Annotated in this window: 15 protein-coding genes and 1 pseudogene; 4 read left to right on the top strand and 12 right to left on the bottom strand. The window is 46.9% G+C overall.

Features of this window, described 5'->3' with window-relative positions; translation table 11 throughout:
• Nucleotides 1–41 precede the first annotated feature (41 nt).
• Entirely contained in the window at nucleotides 42–743 is a 702-nt protein-coding gene (locus H6F73_RS12160) for a Uma2 family endonuclease (protein WP_190759002.1), read from the top strand.
• A 36-nt stretch (nucleotides 744–779) separates the two neighbouring features.
• On the opposite strand, the gene H6F73_RS12155 is transcribed toward H6F73_RS12160, so the two are convergent.
• From H6F73_RS12155 to trxB, 3 genes are all read right to left on the bottom strand, one after another.
• On the bottom strand, nucleotides 780–2894 hold the full coding sequence (locus H6F73_RS12155; protein WP_190759001.1) for a TIGR00300 family protein: 2115 nt from the start codon (nucleotides 2892–2894) through the stop codon (nucleotides 780–782).
• A gap of 181 nt (nucleotides 2895–3075) precedes the next feature.
• Nucleotides 3076–3753, bottom strand: a complete 678-nt coding sequence (locus H6F73_RS12150; protein WP_242072426.1) for a GDSL-type esterase/lipase family protein — start codon at nucleotides 3751–3753, stop codon at nucleotides 3076–3078.
• Nucleotides 3754–3916: 163 nt separating this feature from the next.
• Nucleotides 3917–5284 (bottom strand): thioredoxin-disulfide reductase, encoded by a 1368-nt coding sequence (gene trxB, locus H6F73_RS12145; RefSeq protein WP_190759000.1) that lies wholly within the window; start codon nucleotides 5282–5284, stop codon nucleotides 3917–3919.
• Nucleotides 5285–5447: 163 nt separating this feature from the next.
• On the opposite strand from trxB, the gene H6F73_RS12140 reads away from it, so the two are divergent.
• Nucleotides 5448–6107: a class I SAM-dependent methyltransferase gene (locus H6F73_RS12140; protein ID WP_190758999.1), complete on the top strand. Its 660-nt coding sequence runs from the start codon at nucleotides 5448–5450 to the stop codon at nucleotides 6105–6107.
• A gap of 143 nt (nucleotides 6108–6250) precedes the next feature.
• On the opposite strand, the pseudogene H6F73_RS12135 reads toward H6F73_RS12140, so the two are convergent.
• The 7 genes and pseudogenes from H6F73_RS12135 to H6F73_RS12105 all read right to left on the bottom strand — a co-directional run.
• Nucleotides 6251–6376: pseudogene (locus tag H6F73_RS12135) on the bottom strand (photosystem II q(b) protein); the annotation flags it as partial.
• Nucleotides 6351–6701 carry an NIL domain-containing protein gene (locus tag H6F73_RS12130; protein WP_190758998.1) on the bottom strand — a complete coding sequence of 117 codons (351 nt, stop codon included), beginning with the start codon at nucleotides 6699–6701 and terminating at the stop codon, nucleotides 6351–6353. The gene H6F73_RS12130 and the pseudogene H6F73_RS12135, both read right to left, overlap by 26 nt.
• A gap of 18 nt (nucleotides 6702–6719) precedes the next feature.
• Nucleotides 6720–6968 carry an NIL domain-containing protein gene (locus H6F73_RS12125; RefSeq protein WP_190758997.1) on the bottom strand — a complete coding sequence of 83 codons (249 nt, stop codon included), beginning with the start codon at nucleotides 6966–6968 and terminating at the stop codon, nucleotides 6720–6722.
• Nucleotides 6969–7014: 46 nt separating this feature from the next.
• Nucleotides 7015–7365 (bottom strand): NIL domain-containing protein, encoded by a 351-nt coding sequence (locus H6F73_RS12120; RefSeq protein ID WP_190758996.1) that lies wholly within the window; start codon nucleotides 7363–7365, stop codon nucleotides 7015–7017.
• A 9-nt stretch (nucleotides 7366–7374) separates the two neighbouring features.
• The gene (gene cysW / locus H6F73_RS12115; RefSeq protein WP_190758995.1) at nucleotides 7375–8265 is read right to left on the bottom strand and encodes a sulfate ABC transporter permease subunit CysW; all 891 of its coding nucleotides are present in this window, start codon (nucleotides 8263–8265) and stop codon (nucleotides 7375–7377) included.
• Nucleotides 8255–9064 carry a sulfate ABC transporter permease subunit CysT gene (cysT, locus tag H6F73_RS12110; protein ID WP_347239548.1) on the bottom strand — a complete coding sequence of 270 codons (810 nt, stop codon included), beginning with the start codon at nucleotides 9062–9064 and terminating at the stop codon, nucleotides 8255–8257. Before cysT ends, cysW begins: the two co-directional genes overlap by 11 nt.
• 278 nt (nucleotides 9065–9342) lie before the next feature.
• The gene (locus H6F73_RS12105) at nucleotides 9343–10428 is read right to left on the bottom strand and encodes a sulfate ABC transporter substrate-binding protein (protein WP_242072425.1); all 1086 of its coding nucleotides are present in this window, start codon (nucleotides 10426–10428) and stop codon (nucleotides 9343–9345) included.
• Between the two features lie 278 nt (nucleotides 10429–10706).
• Here H6F73_RS12105 and H6F73_RS12100 point away from each other — a divergent pair, with 278 nt between their 5' ends.
• Entirely contained in the window at nucleotides 10707–11216 is a 510-nt protein-coding gene (locus H6F73_RS12100; protein WP_347239523.1) for a pentapeptide repeat-containing protein, read from the top strand.
• Between the two features lie 139 nt (nucleotides 11217–11355).
• Here the strand turns inward: H6F73_RS12100 and H6F73_RS12095 are convergent, their stop codons facing one another.
• A complete protein-coding gene (locus H6F73_RS12095) occupies nucleotides 11356–12243 on the bottom strand; it encodes an Rpn family recombination-promoting nuclease/putative transposase (protein WP_190758992.1) in 888 nt (295 codons plus the stop codon).
• Between the two features lie 66 nt (nucleotides 12244–12309).
• The gene (purM, locus tag H6F73_RS12090; protein ID WP_190758991.1) at nucleotides 12310–13323 is read right to left on the bottom strand and encodes a phosphoribosylformylglycinamidine cyclo-ligase; all 1014 of its coding nucleotides are present in this window, start codon (nucleotides 13321–13323) and stop codon (nucleotides 12310–12312) included.
• Between the two features lie 412 nt (nucleotides 13324–13735).
• On the opposite strand from purM, the gene H6F73_RS12085 reads away from it, so the two are divergent.
• Nucleotides 13736–14869, top strand: coding sequence for a septal ring lytic transglycosylase RlpA family protein (locus tag H6F73_RS12085; RefSeq protein ID WP_190758990.1), 1134 nt, complete (start codon nucleotides 13736–13738; stop codon nucleotides 14867–14869).
• Nucleotides 14870–14948 lie beyond the last annotated feature (79 nt).

Below are 14948 nucleotides of genomic sequence, written 5' to 3'. Positions count from 1 at the left end.
TTAAACTAATCATAATTAGACTCTCTCCTGGGTAGCCGGCTATGTCTCTTGCTAAAGATATCGACACCCCAGAAAACATTCTCCAAGATGTGATCTTTCCACCCGGTGATTTATACAGCGACGAACCGCAATTGGAAACTTATCTGCATTTGCAGCAGATGATGCTGCTGATAAAATGTCTGGACTGGTTATGGCGAGATAGAAATGACTTTTTCGCCACCGGCAATCTCACCATCTACTACAGTCCCCGCCAGCGCAAATCTGAGGATTTCCGGGGGCCAGATTTTTTTGTGGTTTTGGGAACTGAACGCAAACCCCGCAAAAGTTGGGTGGTTTGGGAAGAAGACGGCAAATATCCTAATTTAATTGTGGAACTTCTTTCTGAGACAACAGCCGGCACAGATCGGGGACTGAAAAAACAAATCTACCAAGATACGTTCCGCACCCCTGATTATTTTTGGTTTGATCCCGAAACTTTAGAATTTGCCGGCTTTCATTTAGTAGATGGTCAATATCAACCACTAGAACCGAATTCTCAAGGCCGGCTGTGGAGTCAGCAGCTAAATTTATACTTCGGTATTTATCAGAGAAAGTTGCGCTTTTATACGCCAGAGGGTGCGCTAGTTCCGACACCGGAAGAATCAGCCGAGTCAGAGAAACAACAGAAAGAATTAGCGCAACAACGCGCAGAAAAATTGGCAGCAAAGCTCAGAGAATTAAATATTGACCCGGATGAGCTTTAATTGGTCGGGTGCGTTTTTCACGCACCCTACTACTAATTAAACCGCTTGAGAGATTGGATAAGGACTCGTCAATTGATCCAACTGCTTCACCAGCAAGCTGAGGAACAATCCCACATCGGTAACAACGCCGATTGATTCCACTGAACCGCGATCACTTAACTTCGTCACCACTGCCGGGTTAATATCCACACAGACCATTTTGACCCCAGCCGGCGTCATATTCCCCACACCGATTGAGTGCAGCATTGAAGACAGCATCAAAATCATATCCGCACCAACAATCAAACGCGAATACTCTTCTTGAGCTTTAATCAAATCCATCTGGGTATCCGGCAATGGGCCATCATCCCGAATCGAGCCGGCCAGTGAGAACGGCACATTGTTCTTGACACATTCATACATCACACCATTCGTGAGGATGCCTTGCTCCACTGCTGCGGCAATACTGCCACACCGGCGAATCATGTTAATGATCTTCAAGTGGTGCCGGTGTCCGCCACGAACTGCAACCCCGCGCTTCATATCCACACCCAAAGATGTCCCCATCATTGATTGCTCAATGTCATGCACCGCGATCGCATTGCCACCCAATAACCCTTGCACATAGCCTTCGCGGATTAAATGAGTCAGATGTTCGCCGCCGCCGGTGTGGATAACAACCGGCCCTGCTGTCACCACAACTTTACCGCCACGATCACGGATTTGCCGCAGTTCCCAGGCGACTTGCTCCACCACCAACTCGACACGGCGCTCGCTGGAAACGCTGCCAGACATAAAGCTGAATTCCTGGCTATTGCGTTGCTCCCGTGATTCTGTCTTCCGCACCGTGCGAATGCCGTCCACACCGACGATAACGGACTCGCCGACTTTTAAATCCCGCAGCAGTTTACACTTGGCGACCGGCCCTTCAGGGGTGCGTGTCACCGCAACCGCGCCATCCATGCGCTGATTTTGCACCTTGATCCACTGGCAGTCCACCCGCACTTCGGTGGGGTAGATCGTCGTAACATAAAAATCATCAGGTGCAACACCGTCTTGGATCACGGGTTCTAAATTCGTATCGCAAACCTCTTGGGGAGGTGCCACCGCACCGAGATCGATCAGCAGCGTCATGATTTCTTCCATCACCTCATGGGAAGGTGCTGATACCTTCACATCGGCGGAGGACGTGCTTTGTCGCTGCTCTCCTAAATTAAAATTCAAGACTTGGAAACTGCCGCCGCCTTCTACTATGGTGTCCAAGGCGCGGTTGATCAAGCCGGAGTCTAGCAGGTGTCCTTCCATCCGCATGATCCGACTTTCCACCGGCACGTAGGCTTTGGCTTCTTCGCGCACCGGCTCAGTCACTCGCAGCGTCAGGCACTTAGCGGCACCCCCAGCTTTAAGAAACTCCGTCAGCGCGGTTTCAATCACCTCAAACCCAACTGCGCTAAGGCGTTTCTTGAGTTCTTCACTCGCCTTATTCATCACCACAATTGAGTCAATATTGACTGCATTGCAGGCGAAGTTCACGGCGTCTGCTTCCGCAATTGCAATGCGTTTTTCTGCCGGCACGCGCATTTCAATGATGCGGTTTGAGTAAAAATCAAATGCCGGTGGGTAGTAGAGCAAATAGCCGCCGTTGAGGGGACAGAAGCAGGTATCCAGGTGATAGAATCGCTCATCCACAAGCTGCAACGAAATCACCTCAATATCCAGCCATTTTGCTAAATACGGGTGAGCGTCAAGTTCGGAACGGAAGCCGTATCCTGCCCACAGCCAGCGTCCTTCCCGATCTAGCAGTGCGTCGCCGGCACCTTCAAAGGGCAAATCTTTGGGCAGTTCATGGACGGTGTAACCCTGTGACTCGAACCACTCCTTAAAGTAAGGTTCCTCGCCTTGTCGCTCTTTGTGGAGAAAGCGGCTGAGTACCACTGTCTTGCCCAAAACCAGGCCGGCGTTGGCTGTAAACACCATATCTGGCCAACCTTTTTCGGGTTTCACCAAGTCTACGAGTGCATTTTCTTTCAGGACGTGATAAAGCTTATGCCACTGCTCTACAGCACGATCTCGTGAGGATTTGTGGATATTCCCTTCCATCCAAGGATTAATCACATAATCCACGTCGTAATGGTCGGGGGCGCACATGAGGAAACGAATCGAATCGTTCATAAGAAAATGAAACTATAACAGGACAAATTGCCGTTAACCGAATTCTCTACAGCCACCGCAAAAGCCACTCGTTTTTTCTCTTCAGGAACAAAGAGTGCTTTCAGAAAAATTGAAACTGAAGTGGGGATTAAGGAACAATATTCTACTTTATCACGCGGCTGGGGATAGGGGTGGCTGACGCTTAGGGCTTCTTAATATTGTCTTGAAATTTTAACAATGCTGGAGGCCAAGTTGCTTTTTCTAATAAAGGCTTTAACTGTTGGGCGATGCGGGTGGCTAAAAGCTGATGTCCTGCCTGATTTGGATGGATAATATCATCTTGCCGGTAGCGCGGATTGTCCAAAATTCCCTTAGTAACTTGAGGAATGAGATGAGCTTTTGTATCTTGCGCTACTCTCTCATACAATTCCTTGTATTCATCCACATAAATACCCAGTTCGATGCCCAATAAGACGGCAATTGCACCGGACTCTTGCACAGAGGTAACAATCTCGCGCAGATTTTTTTCGGTTTCTGGTTTCGGCAATTTTTGCAAAAAATCGTTGCCGCCAAGCTCTACAATGACTAACCAAGGGCTGCCGGCGATCACATCCGTTTGTAACCGATTTAATCCCATTGCCGTTGTATTGCCGCTAACACCTTGATTGACAATGGGTACACCGAGTTGCCGGCTCAAAACGCTGGGGAATGCGGCTTCCGGTGGCACGCCATAGCCCGAAGCAATACTGTCACCTATGACGATAATTTGCGTGCCGGTGCCACGGTTGAGATTTTTTATATCTAATGTCTGGCTTTGGCAGCTAACCACCAGCAGCAAGGAACTTAATGTTAAAGCAAGGAAAGATAGCCACTTAGACATTTTCATAAAACTTTGGATGAGCAATCAAGCTTTTCCTAAACGCTAGGTTATATATAAAAACAGTTTAACTTTATCTATTTGCTTTTGAGATACTATGTATTTTTTATCTAATTAAAAAGCAAGAAAGGCACACTCATGAGTGTGCCCTAACAACCGGCCATCCTTACAAATGGCTTTCAATCATTTGCCGATATTGGCTTCTTTGCTTAACGCCTTTCATTTCTGCCAGCAATTCTTTGTTCTTGAAAAACTGAATCGTTGGCGTGCCGGTGACACCGGCATTTTGAGCAATATCTGGATCTGCCTCGATGTCAATTTCAACATAGTGCATCTTGCCATCGAACTCATCCACAACCTTATGTAAAATAGGCTTGAGTGTGTGACACGGGCCGCAGGTGGGCGAGGCATACTTAACCATAATCAAGCGATTACTGTCATGGAAAAGCTTCCGCAAAGCAAAACCACCGGCATGATGCGTCACTTCTGGATCGAATGTGTCTGCTGTATCAGCCTGTTTCTCATTCGTTGGTTCAGCCGGCTTTCCAGATTCTTCTGCTTGTTTAAACTCCTGCGCCAAACCGTGTAGTGAGAGCCAGCGTTCTGCTAACATTGCCCCCATACAGCCGCTGCCGGCAGCAGTGATCGCCTGCCTAAATTCATGATCCTGCACGTCACCAACCGCATAAACCCCTTCAACACTGGTTTCCACCGAACCGTGCTTGGTGACAACATAACCGATCTCATCGAGTTCTAACTGACCCTTGAAAATTTGCGTATTCGGTGTGTGACCGATGGCGTAAAATAAACCCTTCACCGGCAGATCGCTTTCTTCGCCAGTTTCGGTATTTTTAAGCCTCACTCCGTTCATGTGGCCGCCATCCTTACCCAGAACATCAACGGCTACTGTGTTCCAGTGAACGGTAATTTTAGGATTGCTTAAAACGCGGTCTTGCATGGCTTTAGACGCCCGCATTTTATCTGAGCGCACTAGCAAATGAACGTGAGTTCCATACTTTGTGAGATAAATGGATTCTTCCGCTGCTGTGTCGCCGGCACCAATGACTGCCAAATCAACGCCTTTAAAAATTGGCGTAGCACCATCACAAATCGCACAAGCTGAGATGCCGTTACTCCAAAACGCACGCTCATTGGGCAATCCTAAGCGTTTCGCCGTCGCGCCGGTGGCGATTACAATGGTATGAGCTTTGACTTCCCGTTCCTCAGAACGCACCGTAAATGGACGCTGGCTCAAGTCAACAGAGATGACATCTTCGGTGTATAGCTCAGCACCCCAGCGCTGCGCCTGCGCTTTCATCCGATCCATTAATGCAGGGCCGGTGATGCCTTCTGGAAAGCCGGGAAAGTTCTCAACTTCCGTCGTCGTCATCAGTTGGCCTCCAGGGATGCCACCCATTTGATAGCCTTCAAAGACGACCGGCTTCAGGTTGGCACGACCGGCATAAATAGCTGCTGTGTAGCCGGCTGGCCCAGAGCCAATAATCACCAAATTTTCTACAGTTGGGTTTGTCATAGGGCTTTTTACGAACTCATAACGACTACGCTTAACTGTATTATAACGGCTTGTCTCCAATTATGATTGATTGCTATCAAAAGGAGCGCACAAAGCTGAAATGCCGGCAGTCAGAGCCTGCGAACAATCCGTTTGACATCTAAAATTCCTCAGGGAGAGACTTATGCAGCGAGTGTTGGAAGCGGAAGTGATGGATACCTGGGAAGAAGCCATTGAGTATGACGCAATGGACTTTACAGGAGTGAATACAGCCTTTGCCCAAAATGCAGTTGAAATAGGGCCACCGGCAGGGCTTATTTTAGATGCCGGCACCGGAACAGCCCGCATTCCCATTTTAATCAGTCAAATGCGCCCGCATTGGCAAATTATCGGCATTGATCTCTCAAAAAATATGCTGCAAGTTGGGTCAGAGAATGTAGAGAAAGCCGGTTTACAATCGCACATTCAATTGGAATTAGTTGATGCCAAAAAATTGCCTTATCTAGATCATCACTTCGATATGGTGATTTCAAATAGCATCGTTCACCACTTACCCGATCCGCTGCCGTTTTTTAGAGAAATCAAACGGGTGCTAAAGCCTGCCGGTGCTATTTTTCTGCGAGACTTATTTCGACCGGCTGATGAAAAAATTATGGATACCTTAGTTAATAGGTACGCCACTGATTGTAACGCGCATCAGAAAAAATTATTTCGGGATTCCCTAAATGCTGCCTTTACCTTAGAAGAGGTGAATCAGATAGTAAAAGATGCCGGTTTCAAAGATGTCAAAGTTTATTCATCCTCAAACCGGCATTGGACAGCAGAAAGAACCGTCCAAAAATAAAGCTTTTGCCCAAATTTCAAATACTTCTATACCATCTATATCCATCTGTGGTTTCTCTAAAAAAAGCAAACATACAGTGGAAACAAGCCAACAAAAAAGCGCCCCCATTTTGAGGAGCGCTTTTTTTAATCAATAGCTAAAACTTAGCCATTGATAGAAGGCGCAGTCAAAACAACAGGTGCAGAAGTGCCGGCAGCCAAATCAAGCGAAAAATTGTAAGCATTCCGTTCATACATCAGCACATCACCAATTCTCTTCTTCTGGATCAGTCGATTGACTCCAGATTTGTACATTAAGTTGATTGAGGTAGATGAGAGCGCGTTGAATTTGCTTGTTCGTTCCCCGCAGTTCTAAATCAAACCAACCATCAGTTGGAGTATTTGCCGCGAGTAGTGCTGCATTGACATTTACATTCAAGCTGTACTCAGAAATCAAGTGAGAAATCACCGGCTCGTGATAATATTTTTGAGAAACTCGGATGCGAATACGAATTTGAGTGGGTCGATTATCTCCAACCCCATTAACCAACTCGGCTGTTGATTGTGCCGGCTGCATCAAAGTAAATTGCGAATTCTGTTGAATCTCAGTAATCATCTAATTTTACCTCTTTATTCACCAACCATCGCCATCGGGATTGGGCTTTCCCCAAATTTTCACATTAAGATCCTGAAGGTATGCTAGAGCGCTTTGAACTTGTAGAGGAAGTCCGTGTAATTCTAAATCAAACCACCCTTCTTCATAGCTATGCGCTCCCAGCATCGCTCCAGTAATGTTCACCGTTAAGCCGTGTTCTGAAGTTAGCCTGGAAATCACCGGCTCTTTCCTGCATCTTTTGGGAATTTGGATTTTAATTCGCGTCATGATGGGACTGCTGTTTGCAGAAACACTCGAACTACGATTTAAGTCTTTACCAATCATTTGCCTTTTCAGACTCATGCCAAACTTCCAAATCTAAGTCATTCAAGTAGATTAAAGCACTATTAATCTGCTGGCTTGTTCCTTGAAGTTGTAAGTGAAACCAGCCATCATCTCTGGCATTTGCTCCCAAAAGAGCAGCGGCAATATTGACCGTTAAGCCATAATCAGAAACTAACCGTGAAATGACAGGTTCTTGATGATATTTTTTGGAAATCCGAATTCTAATTCGGGTGAGAACGATTGGATTATCTACAGGATCGCTAGCCGAAGCTAATTCTGGGTTTTCCTGTAAATCATTGAAACGCTCGCTTTGGGAATCTGTGAGATTTTTAATAACCATGTAACCCTCCTAGTCCACGTTTTTAATGCGGGTTTTTTGCTCAAGAACTTCCTTCAAAATAAGGGTGACAACAGCTAGAAGCGCCAACAAAACCGCCGCTGAATAAGCAGCTTGTGTCTGGTATTGCTTATAAGCTTCTTCAACAAATAAAGGCAGGGTTTGAGTTTTACGGGCAATATTTCCAGATACCACTGATACTGCGCCAAACTCGCCCATAACTCTGGCATTTGTTAAAATCACCCCGTATAGTAAACCCCAACGGATATTTGGCAGTGTCACGCGCCAAAATATTTGCCAATCATTTGCACCCAAAGTTTTGGCAGCTTCTTCTTGCTCTGAACCGGCTTCTTCTAAAACCGGAATCACTTCGCGAGCGACAAAAGGTAAAGTGATAAATGCGCTCGCCAGTACCATTGCCGGCATTGCAAAAATAATTTTAATGTTGGCTGATTCTAGAAGTGGGCCAAACCAACCATTCCGTCCGTAAAGTAGCACGATCATTAGTCCCGCAACTACCGGAGATACGGCAAAAGGAACGTCTAAAATGCTAATCAGTAAGGTTCGACCCCGAAAATGGTTCCGCGCAATGACCCACGCCGCACAAAGTCCAAATACTGTATTAACCGGCACAACAATTAAAGCAATCAAAACAGTTAGCTTGATGGCATGAATAAAAGCCGGCTCTGTCAGATTCTTTAAAAATGGACCCACACCTGCTTTAAACGCTTCTACAAAAACGTTCAAAGCAGGAATAAACATAACTAATGATAAGTAGAGAAGTGTCACACTTATCAAAACTATCTTGACCCAATTCACTTCCCTTGCCGGTTTTGCTGGTGAAGATGGCTCAGAAGGTTCTAGATCTGGATAAAAAGACTTTCCCGCGACATTATAGCTCATAGCGTCGTCCCCAAGCTTGTAATAGATTAATTGCTAGCAGAATTCCTAGAGAAATTAGTAACAGAACGGTGCCAATCACTGTTGCTCCAGAATAGTCATACTGCTCCAATCTTTGAATAATTAGAACTGAAGCAATTAAATCTTTAAACGGAACATTGGAAGCAACAATTACAACAGAACCGTATTCGCCGACTGCACGGGAAAAACCCAAAGAGATCCCCGTCAAAATGGCCGGCAATAAAGGCGGAAGAACAACCCGCCAAAACGTCTCCCATCGCGAGGCACCCAAGGACCAAGCTGCTTCTTCTATCTCCTTTTCCATATCTTGCAAAACCGGCTGCAATGTTCGCACCACAAAAGGCAAGGAGATAAAAATCATTGCAACTCCTACCCCTAACCGAGTAAAAGCAACTTTAATTCCAAAGGGTGCAAGCAACGATCCAATCCAACCGTTATTGCTGTAAACAGATGCTAGCGTCAAACCGGCAACCGAAGTAGGTAAAGCAAACGGCAAATCAATAGCCGCATCAATTACCCGCTTGAAGGGGAAATCATACCGCACTAAAACCCAAGCAATTAAAGTGCCAAAAACACCATTGATTAATGCTGCAATTAGCGAGGTAACAAAGGTAACATCATAAGTTGCAAGGGCAACAGGACTGGTGGCAATTCTCCAAAAATCAGCGGGATTTTCAGTGCTCGCTTTTAAGATTAGTGCGGACACTGGTAGGAGAAGCATTATCGTCAGATACCCTAAGGTAATGCGCCAGGGCCAAGAAAGATTAGCTACCTGACTCAGAGGATTTTTCTTAATAGGAGTGGGAGAGGAGGGAGTAGAGACAGTCATAAGCTGTTAGGCATTTAATTTTTTTGTTGAGATTGAGAGTAAGAAAGGGCTGTAAGGGCGCACAGGATATTGCGCCCAGTTGATGGATAGGAGGAAGAAATGAGGGACTTTTATCTGCTCTCCTATCATAATAATTAGATGCGCCTTAGCTTATTGCCCAAACAAAATACAGTGTTCAAGATTAAACCTGAATCCAGAAACGATTCAATCTTTAATGGATTGTTGATTGACTATTTCTTAGTGTCAGCCTGAACTTTGTCGAAAATTGCCCCATCATCGAAAAATTGTTTCTGGATACTATCCCAGCCCCCTAAATCTTGCGCTGTAAAGAGGGTTTTGAGCTTTGTAAACTTATTAGCGGTTTCTTCTCCTACTGTGGGATCAACAGGTCGGAATCCTAACTTAGCAAATTCTCGTTGAGCTTCTGGTGTATAAAGAAACTGCACAAATGCTTCAGCAACTTCTCTAGTTCCGTGCTTATCAACGTTTTTGTCTACAACGGCAATCGGATTATCGATGGAAATGTTTACTTCTGGGATCACGTAAGGCAGTTTTTCGCCATTCAAACCCGCGAGAATCACTTCATTTTCGTAGTTGATTAAGACATCTCCCTGCCCTTGTTTGAAAAATACATCGCTAGCCTCACGGGCATCTTTAGGGAGCACCGGCACATTTTTAAAAACATTGGTGGTAAATTCTTGGGCTTTGCCGTCGTCACCCCCTGTCCGGGTTATTGCACCCCACAAAGCCAAGAAATTCCATCTCGCTCCACCAGAGGTTTTAGGGTTCGCAGTAATAACGCTAACGCCTTCTTTTGTTAAGTCTGCCCAATCTTTGATGCCTTTGGGGTTGCCTTCACGAGTCACCAAAGCAGCGACAGATTTGCTAACAATTGCATTGTTGGGGGCTTCATTTTCCCAACCCGGTTCAATCAAACCGGCTTTCTCTATTTTCTCTGTGTCTAAGGCAAGTGCCAAGTGTACGACATCTGCTTCCAAACCGTCAATCACAGCGCGGGTTTGGGAACCCGATCCCGCATAACTTTGATTGAAGGTGACGGTTTGATTATGTTCTTGCTTCCACTTTTCAATGAATTTGGGAATGATTTGCTCGTGAGCAGCGCGGGTAACAGCAAACGAAACGAGGGTTAGCTCAACTTCTTTAGCAGCTGAGCTGGAACCGTTAGCAGAACTGGCATTGGAATTGCCGGCAGTCCCGCCGCCGGTGCAGGCAGCGATCGTCAAACTTAATGTTACCCCCGTCAAGAAGAGGGACACCCAGCGTGTTAAAGAATCGCGTTGCCAGAGATGTTTCAAGGAGGGCCTGATCATAATCTACGGTTATTCGGTCGGGATACCGTTGTTTGTTTTTTCACATATTACACGGGAATCAATGAAAACGCAATTTTTTTCCTTTGAGCCGGTAACTCCCTTGGAGGCTGGGGTTAGGGCGTCAGCGGCAGGGTTGCAATCCTTCACCGGCATTCAAAATTAAATGAGGGGTTTCACCCTTATTGACAGATAATGTATCTTGTGAAACCGAGACTTTTGCGGAAGGAACTGCTGTGATTGGCACAAGTGAGGGGAAAAGGACTGTGAAAACAAGATTCCTAGTAACCAGCGCACTGCTGCTTGCGCTTTGCTCAGGCTGTTGGGCACAGCCGGCACACATGAAGCGGTTGCTGAAAAATAAACAATGCCAGGGTTGCAGCCTAGCCGGTGCCAACCTCCAAGGGACGAGCCTTGGGGGAGCAAACATGAGGCGCTCTGATCTGAGCCGTGCCGATCTCAGCAATGCCAATTTATTTTCTGCGGATCTCAGTGGTGCTGATTTGAGGGGTGCTAACCTGCGAGGTGCTGACTTGAGAGGTGCTGACTTGCGAGGTGCTAACCTGAAAGGAGCCTACTTAAAAGGGGCTGATTTGAGTGGCTCAGATTTAAAAGAAGCTGATTTTAAAGGAGCCGATTTAAGTGCTTCTGATTTATCTAATGCTAATCTGTTGAACGCTCATTTAAGTGGTGCCAATCTCAAAGGCGCGAACTTAGTGAATGCTCAACTGGAAGGTGTAATCGGATTAGTAATAGAGAGGCCAGTGACTAAATAAATTAATCGTAAAAAAGAGTATTTTGCAAGTGCCTGAAAGCAGTTAAGAGGCGGTAGAGGGAGTGAAAAACATGGGTAAGTCTATAAGCTTGATGGTTAATTAACTCCTCTCCCCCGCTCACTTTTTGAATCAAGCCGGTTTAGCTGTAAATTTGCCGCAATTCTTCCAGCGTATTCACAGTTTTAATTGCTTGCTGAATTGCTTCTAATCGCCCTACATCTTCAATCGCACGAATTTCTGGCAATAGTTGTAATCCAGGCGAGCCAAATTTTAGCTCTAAACCCAATGCAATACCCGATAACAGCCCCTGCTGCATTCCCTGCTGCATCCCCTGCTGCATCCCCTGCTGCATCCCCTGCTGCATCCCCTGCTGCAAAATCTGTTGATACCAGGGTGATTCATGTAATATTGCCATATCCCACCTCATAATTTGCTGAACTAGCGGAATGTCTAATACGAAGCTAGCAAAAAAAGCTAAGAGTGGTTCTAACTCGTTTAATTGTTCGTCAGAGCGCAAAATTTGCAAAGCTTGCCGGACTGTTGATTCCTCATTTCCTCCCTTCAACACCGGCACAAATGGAATCAGAGAAGGAAGTGATTGTTGAAAAGCGATTTCAGCATCGACTTCCCACAGATTAATTACATGATAGTCTTGACGGGCTTGCAAGCCTCTAAAATTCGTTTCATAGCGGTTGGGGATCTCGACAGCCGGCCCTGGTTGAAGGATATTAATCAGTACAGGATAGGTCGGCTTGTTATATCGTTCTTCCGCTAAAGCTGCGTAAGCTCGCATTCGCTGAGGCATTGCCGATGTATAGCGCAATTGTAACTCGTTGAGGACGAGAAATTCACCATCTTGAGGAGTGTAGGCGCTTACCAACACATCACTTTCACGGCTTACCCACTGGAATTCTGAACTGATAATATCTCGGACTTCCACATCGGGTATTTGTGTTACCCATTCTATCCAGCGTGCCGGTGCCAGACTAATTAATCGCTTACTGCCGATATCTGCTGCTTTTGCCATGAAAATTTGAGTTTTTTCGATTGATCAAATCTTATGCTGCCGGCACCCCCACACCCTCACCGCTACTTATGCCGGCACGCCAATCAAATCCCCATCACCCTCAACCACTTCCCCAATAACATAAGCCGAAGCAAACCGGCGAATTGTCTCCTCAACTTGAGCTGCCGGCACTAATAACACAAACCCAATTCCCATATTAAAAGTGTTATACATATCCGGCAAACTCACATCACCGGCATCTGCTAACCACTGAAAAACTGCCGGCACTTCCCAACGACTCACATCGATCCGAATCGATTGCCCCGAACCCAAACAGCGCGGCAAATTCTCTGGCAACCCGCCTCCTGTAATGTGAGCCATGCCGTGAATTTCTACATCGGCTCGCAGGGCATCCAAAACTTCCCTCACATATATCCGTGTCGGTGTCAATAGCACATCACCTAGATTGCCATTCAACCCCTCTGGGCATTCATCCCAGCTAAAGCCGCCATCGCTGACAATCTTCCGCACCAAACTAAACCCATTGCTGTGAACCCCTGAACTCGGCAACCCAATCGCCACATCACCCACCCGCACCTGAGATCCATCTAGCAGCCGGCTTTTCTCGGCAATTCCCACACAAAAGCCGGCTAAATCGTACTCACCAGGCTGATAAAATCCCGGCATCTCCGCCGTCTCTCCCCCCAGCAGCGCACAGCCTGCCTGCCGGCACCCTTCTGCAATTCCAGCCACCACCTGAGTTAACTGCTCTTGATTCAGCTTCCCCGTTGCCAAATAATCCAAAAAGAACAACGGTTCTGCGCCAGATGTCAGTACATCATTGACACACATTGCAACTAAATCGATGCCAACCGTATCGTGCCGATTGAGCGTGTGAGCTAGTTTCAGCTTTGTCCCTACTCCATCTGTCCCGGAAACTAAAACCGGCTCCTGATAACCAGCCGGCATCTGAAAACAACCGCTAAAACCGCCCAACCCGCCTAAAACCTCCGGACGGTGCGTGCTATTCACCAAACTGCGAATTCGGCCCACAAAAGCGCGACCGGCCTCAACATCTACACCCGCTTCCCGATAATCCATGCCTGAAATCCCACAACAGCGCTGATTGCAGGAAGTATTGTACTTGCCAATCGAGCGAGTTGATCCTGCCAGATTCTAGAAGAGTGCCGGCAAAAGGCAACACATAGCTCGCCTAAAGTTTATGTAAAGTTTTGATAAAGTTTGAGAAAACCCTAAAAAGGCGCGAGACCTTTACACTAAAAGGTTTTTGACTCTTTCTTCGTAACCTTGAAATTTAAATTTTACATAAAGTTACGGAACTTCTAGGTAAGTTCACGATCCGCAATTCAAAACCTTCATGGTAGTCTGTTGCAGTTTCAAACTTTCAGCACGAACACAGAATGAGTATGAGTTATCCAGTCAATTCCCCACAGAATGGCGGCACATTGACAGCTCAAACCTCAACTTGCAATTGCTCCTCACAAGTGGACGTATGAATCAAAGACTTTGGACTAGCCTGACGACTGCCTTGCTCATGACTGCCATCTGGCCAATGGCGTACACTCGTGCGGCGCAAACTCAGACAGCTAACAAAGGCACCCAAGCAAATTACTCGCCGGCTCAGAAACGCAACCAACAAAACACCGGCACCCCGCTTCAAGTCATTCAAGTCGCTCAACATCAATCTCAAGCAAACACAAAAGCCGGCACTGCCGCCATTGCCAAAATTTACCCTCATGAAGTGGCAGGGCGACAAGCCGCAACCCTTTATGTCCGCAACATTCCGATTTTGACATTCCTCACTCCGAGTGCCGGCTCAAATAGCGCCGCCTCCCCAGCCGGCAAGAGTGGAAGCAAAACCACAGCAGTGCTACCAGCCAATTCCGCTGAAAATAGCACTCAGCCTGGATCTGCGATTGTTGCAACCGGCAAGCAACAAGAAAATAACCGCAACCTAACAACAGCAGCCGGTCAGAGTCAGCAAAACGATCCAATTTTCCGGGCAAATGCCGTAGCAGCCCAGCTCAACCAGCTGAGTCGAGAGAGTGTAGATGCCGGCACCATCACCGTCGCCCCGGATGAAGGCGATAATTACCTCATCAAAGCCAACGGCAAAGATTTAGTTGCTATCGACGCAGTTACTATGCTCGCCAACACCACCGGCAACCGGGCAGAAGACGCATTGCAAGCCACAAACCGCCTGCGGCGACAAATAGGCAACGCCACGCCACTGGCGGAGATTCCCGGAATGCCCCGCCGCGTTGCCATTGTTAAGCCCAAATCTCCAGAAATTTCTACTGCGCCAATTTTATACCGGCTGACTGGTTGGGCATCTTGGTACGGCCCTGGTTTTGATGGCAACACGAGCGCCAGTGGTGAAATATTCGACCAAAACGATTTAACCGCCGCCCATCGCGATTTACCCTTTGGCACCCGCGTGAAAGTGACCAATCTCGATAACGGCGTATCTGTGGTTGTCCGGATTAATGATCGCGGGCCATTCATCGAAGACCGGATTATCGACTTGTCTGCCGGTGCAGCTGAAGTCCTGGGAATAACACACTCAGGAGTCGCCCCAGTCAGTTTAGAGGTGCTGGGATCTCAAAACACCGCCGCAGCCCAATAGGAACCAGAAAACAGGGAAAAGAGTGAGGTGAGATTGGATAAGGCTGCGCCAGCCTCAAGGTACGGGCTAGGGAATTGAG

The organism is Microcoleus sp. FACHB-68 (assembly GCF_014695715.1).
Classification (GTDB): domain Bacteria; phylum Cyanobacteriota; class Cyanobacteriia; order Cyanobacteriales; family Oscillatoriaceae; genus FACHB-68.
This window is presented reverse-complemented; position numbering and strand designations above follow the sequence as displayed.

What these genes read in the sequence shown, in the direction of transcription:
- H6F73_RS12160 (WP_190759002.1), top strand. Translation starts at nt 42, where the DNA reads ATGTCTCTTGCTAAAGATATCGACACCCCAGAAAACATTCTCCAAGAT.
- H6F73_RS12155 (WP_190759001.1), bottom strand. Translation starts at nt 2,894, where the DNA reads ATGAACGATTCGATTCGTTTCCTCATGTGCGCCCCCGACCATTACGAC.
- H6F73_RS12150 (WP_242072426.1), bottom strand. Translation starts at nt 3,753, where the DNA reads ATGTCTAAGTGGCTATCTTTCCTTGCTTTAACATTAAGTTCCTTGCTG.
- trxB (WP_190759000.1), bottom strand. Translation starts at nt 5,284, where the DNA reads ATGACAAACCCAACTGTAGAAAATTTGGTGATTATTGGCTCTGGGCCA.
- H6F73_RS12140 (WP_190758999.1), top strand. Translation starts at nt 5,448, where the DNA reads ATGCAGCGAGTGTTGGAAGCGGAAGTGATGGATACCTGGGAAGAAGCC.
- H6F73_RS12130 (WP_190758998.1), bottom strand. Translation starts at nt 6,701, where the DNA reads ATGATTACTGAGATTCAACAGAATTCGCAATTTACTTTGATGCAGCCG.
- H6F73_RS12125 (WP_190758997.1), bottom strand. Translation starts at nt 6,968, where the DNA reads ATGACGCGAATTAAAATCCAAATTCCCAAAAGATGCAGGAAAGAGCCG.
- H6F73_RS12120 (WP_190758996.1), bottom strand. Translation starts at nt 7,365, where the DNA reads ATGGTTATTAAAAATCTCACAGATTCCCAAAGCGAGCGTTTCAATGAT.
- cysW (WP_190758995.1), bottom strand. Translation starts at nt 8,265, where the DNA reads ATGAGCTATAATGTCGCGGGAAAGTCTTTTTATCCAGATCTAGAACCT.
- H6F73_RS12095 (WP_190758992.1), bottom strand. Translation starts at nt 12,243, where the DNA reads ATGGCAAAAGCAGCAGATATCGGCAGTAAGCGATTAATTAGTCTGGCA.
- purM (WP_190758991.1), bottom strand. Translation starts at nt 13,323, where the DNA reads ATGGATTATCGGGAAGCGGGTGTAGATGTTGAGGCCGGTCGCGCTTTT.
- H6F73_RS12085 (WP_190758990.1), top strand. Translation starts at nt 13,736, where the DNA reads ATGAATCAAAGACTTTGGACTAGCCTGACGACTGCCTTGCTCATGACT.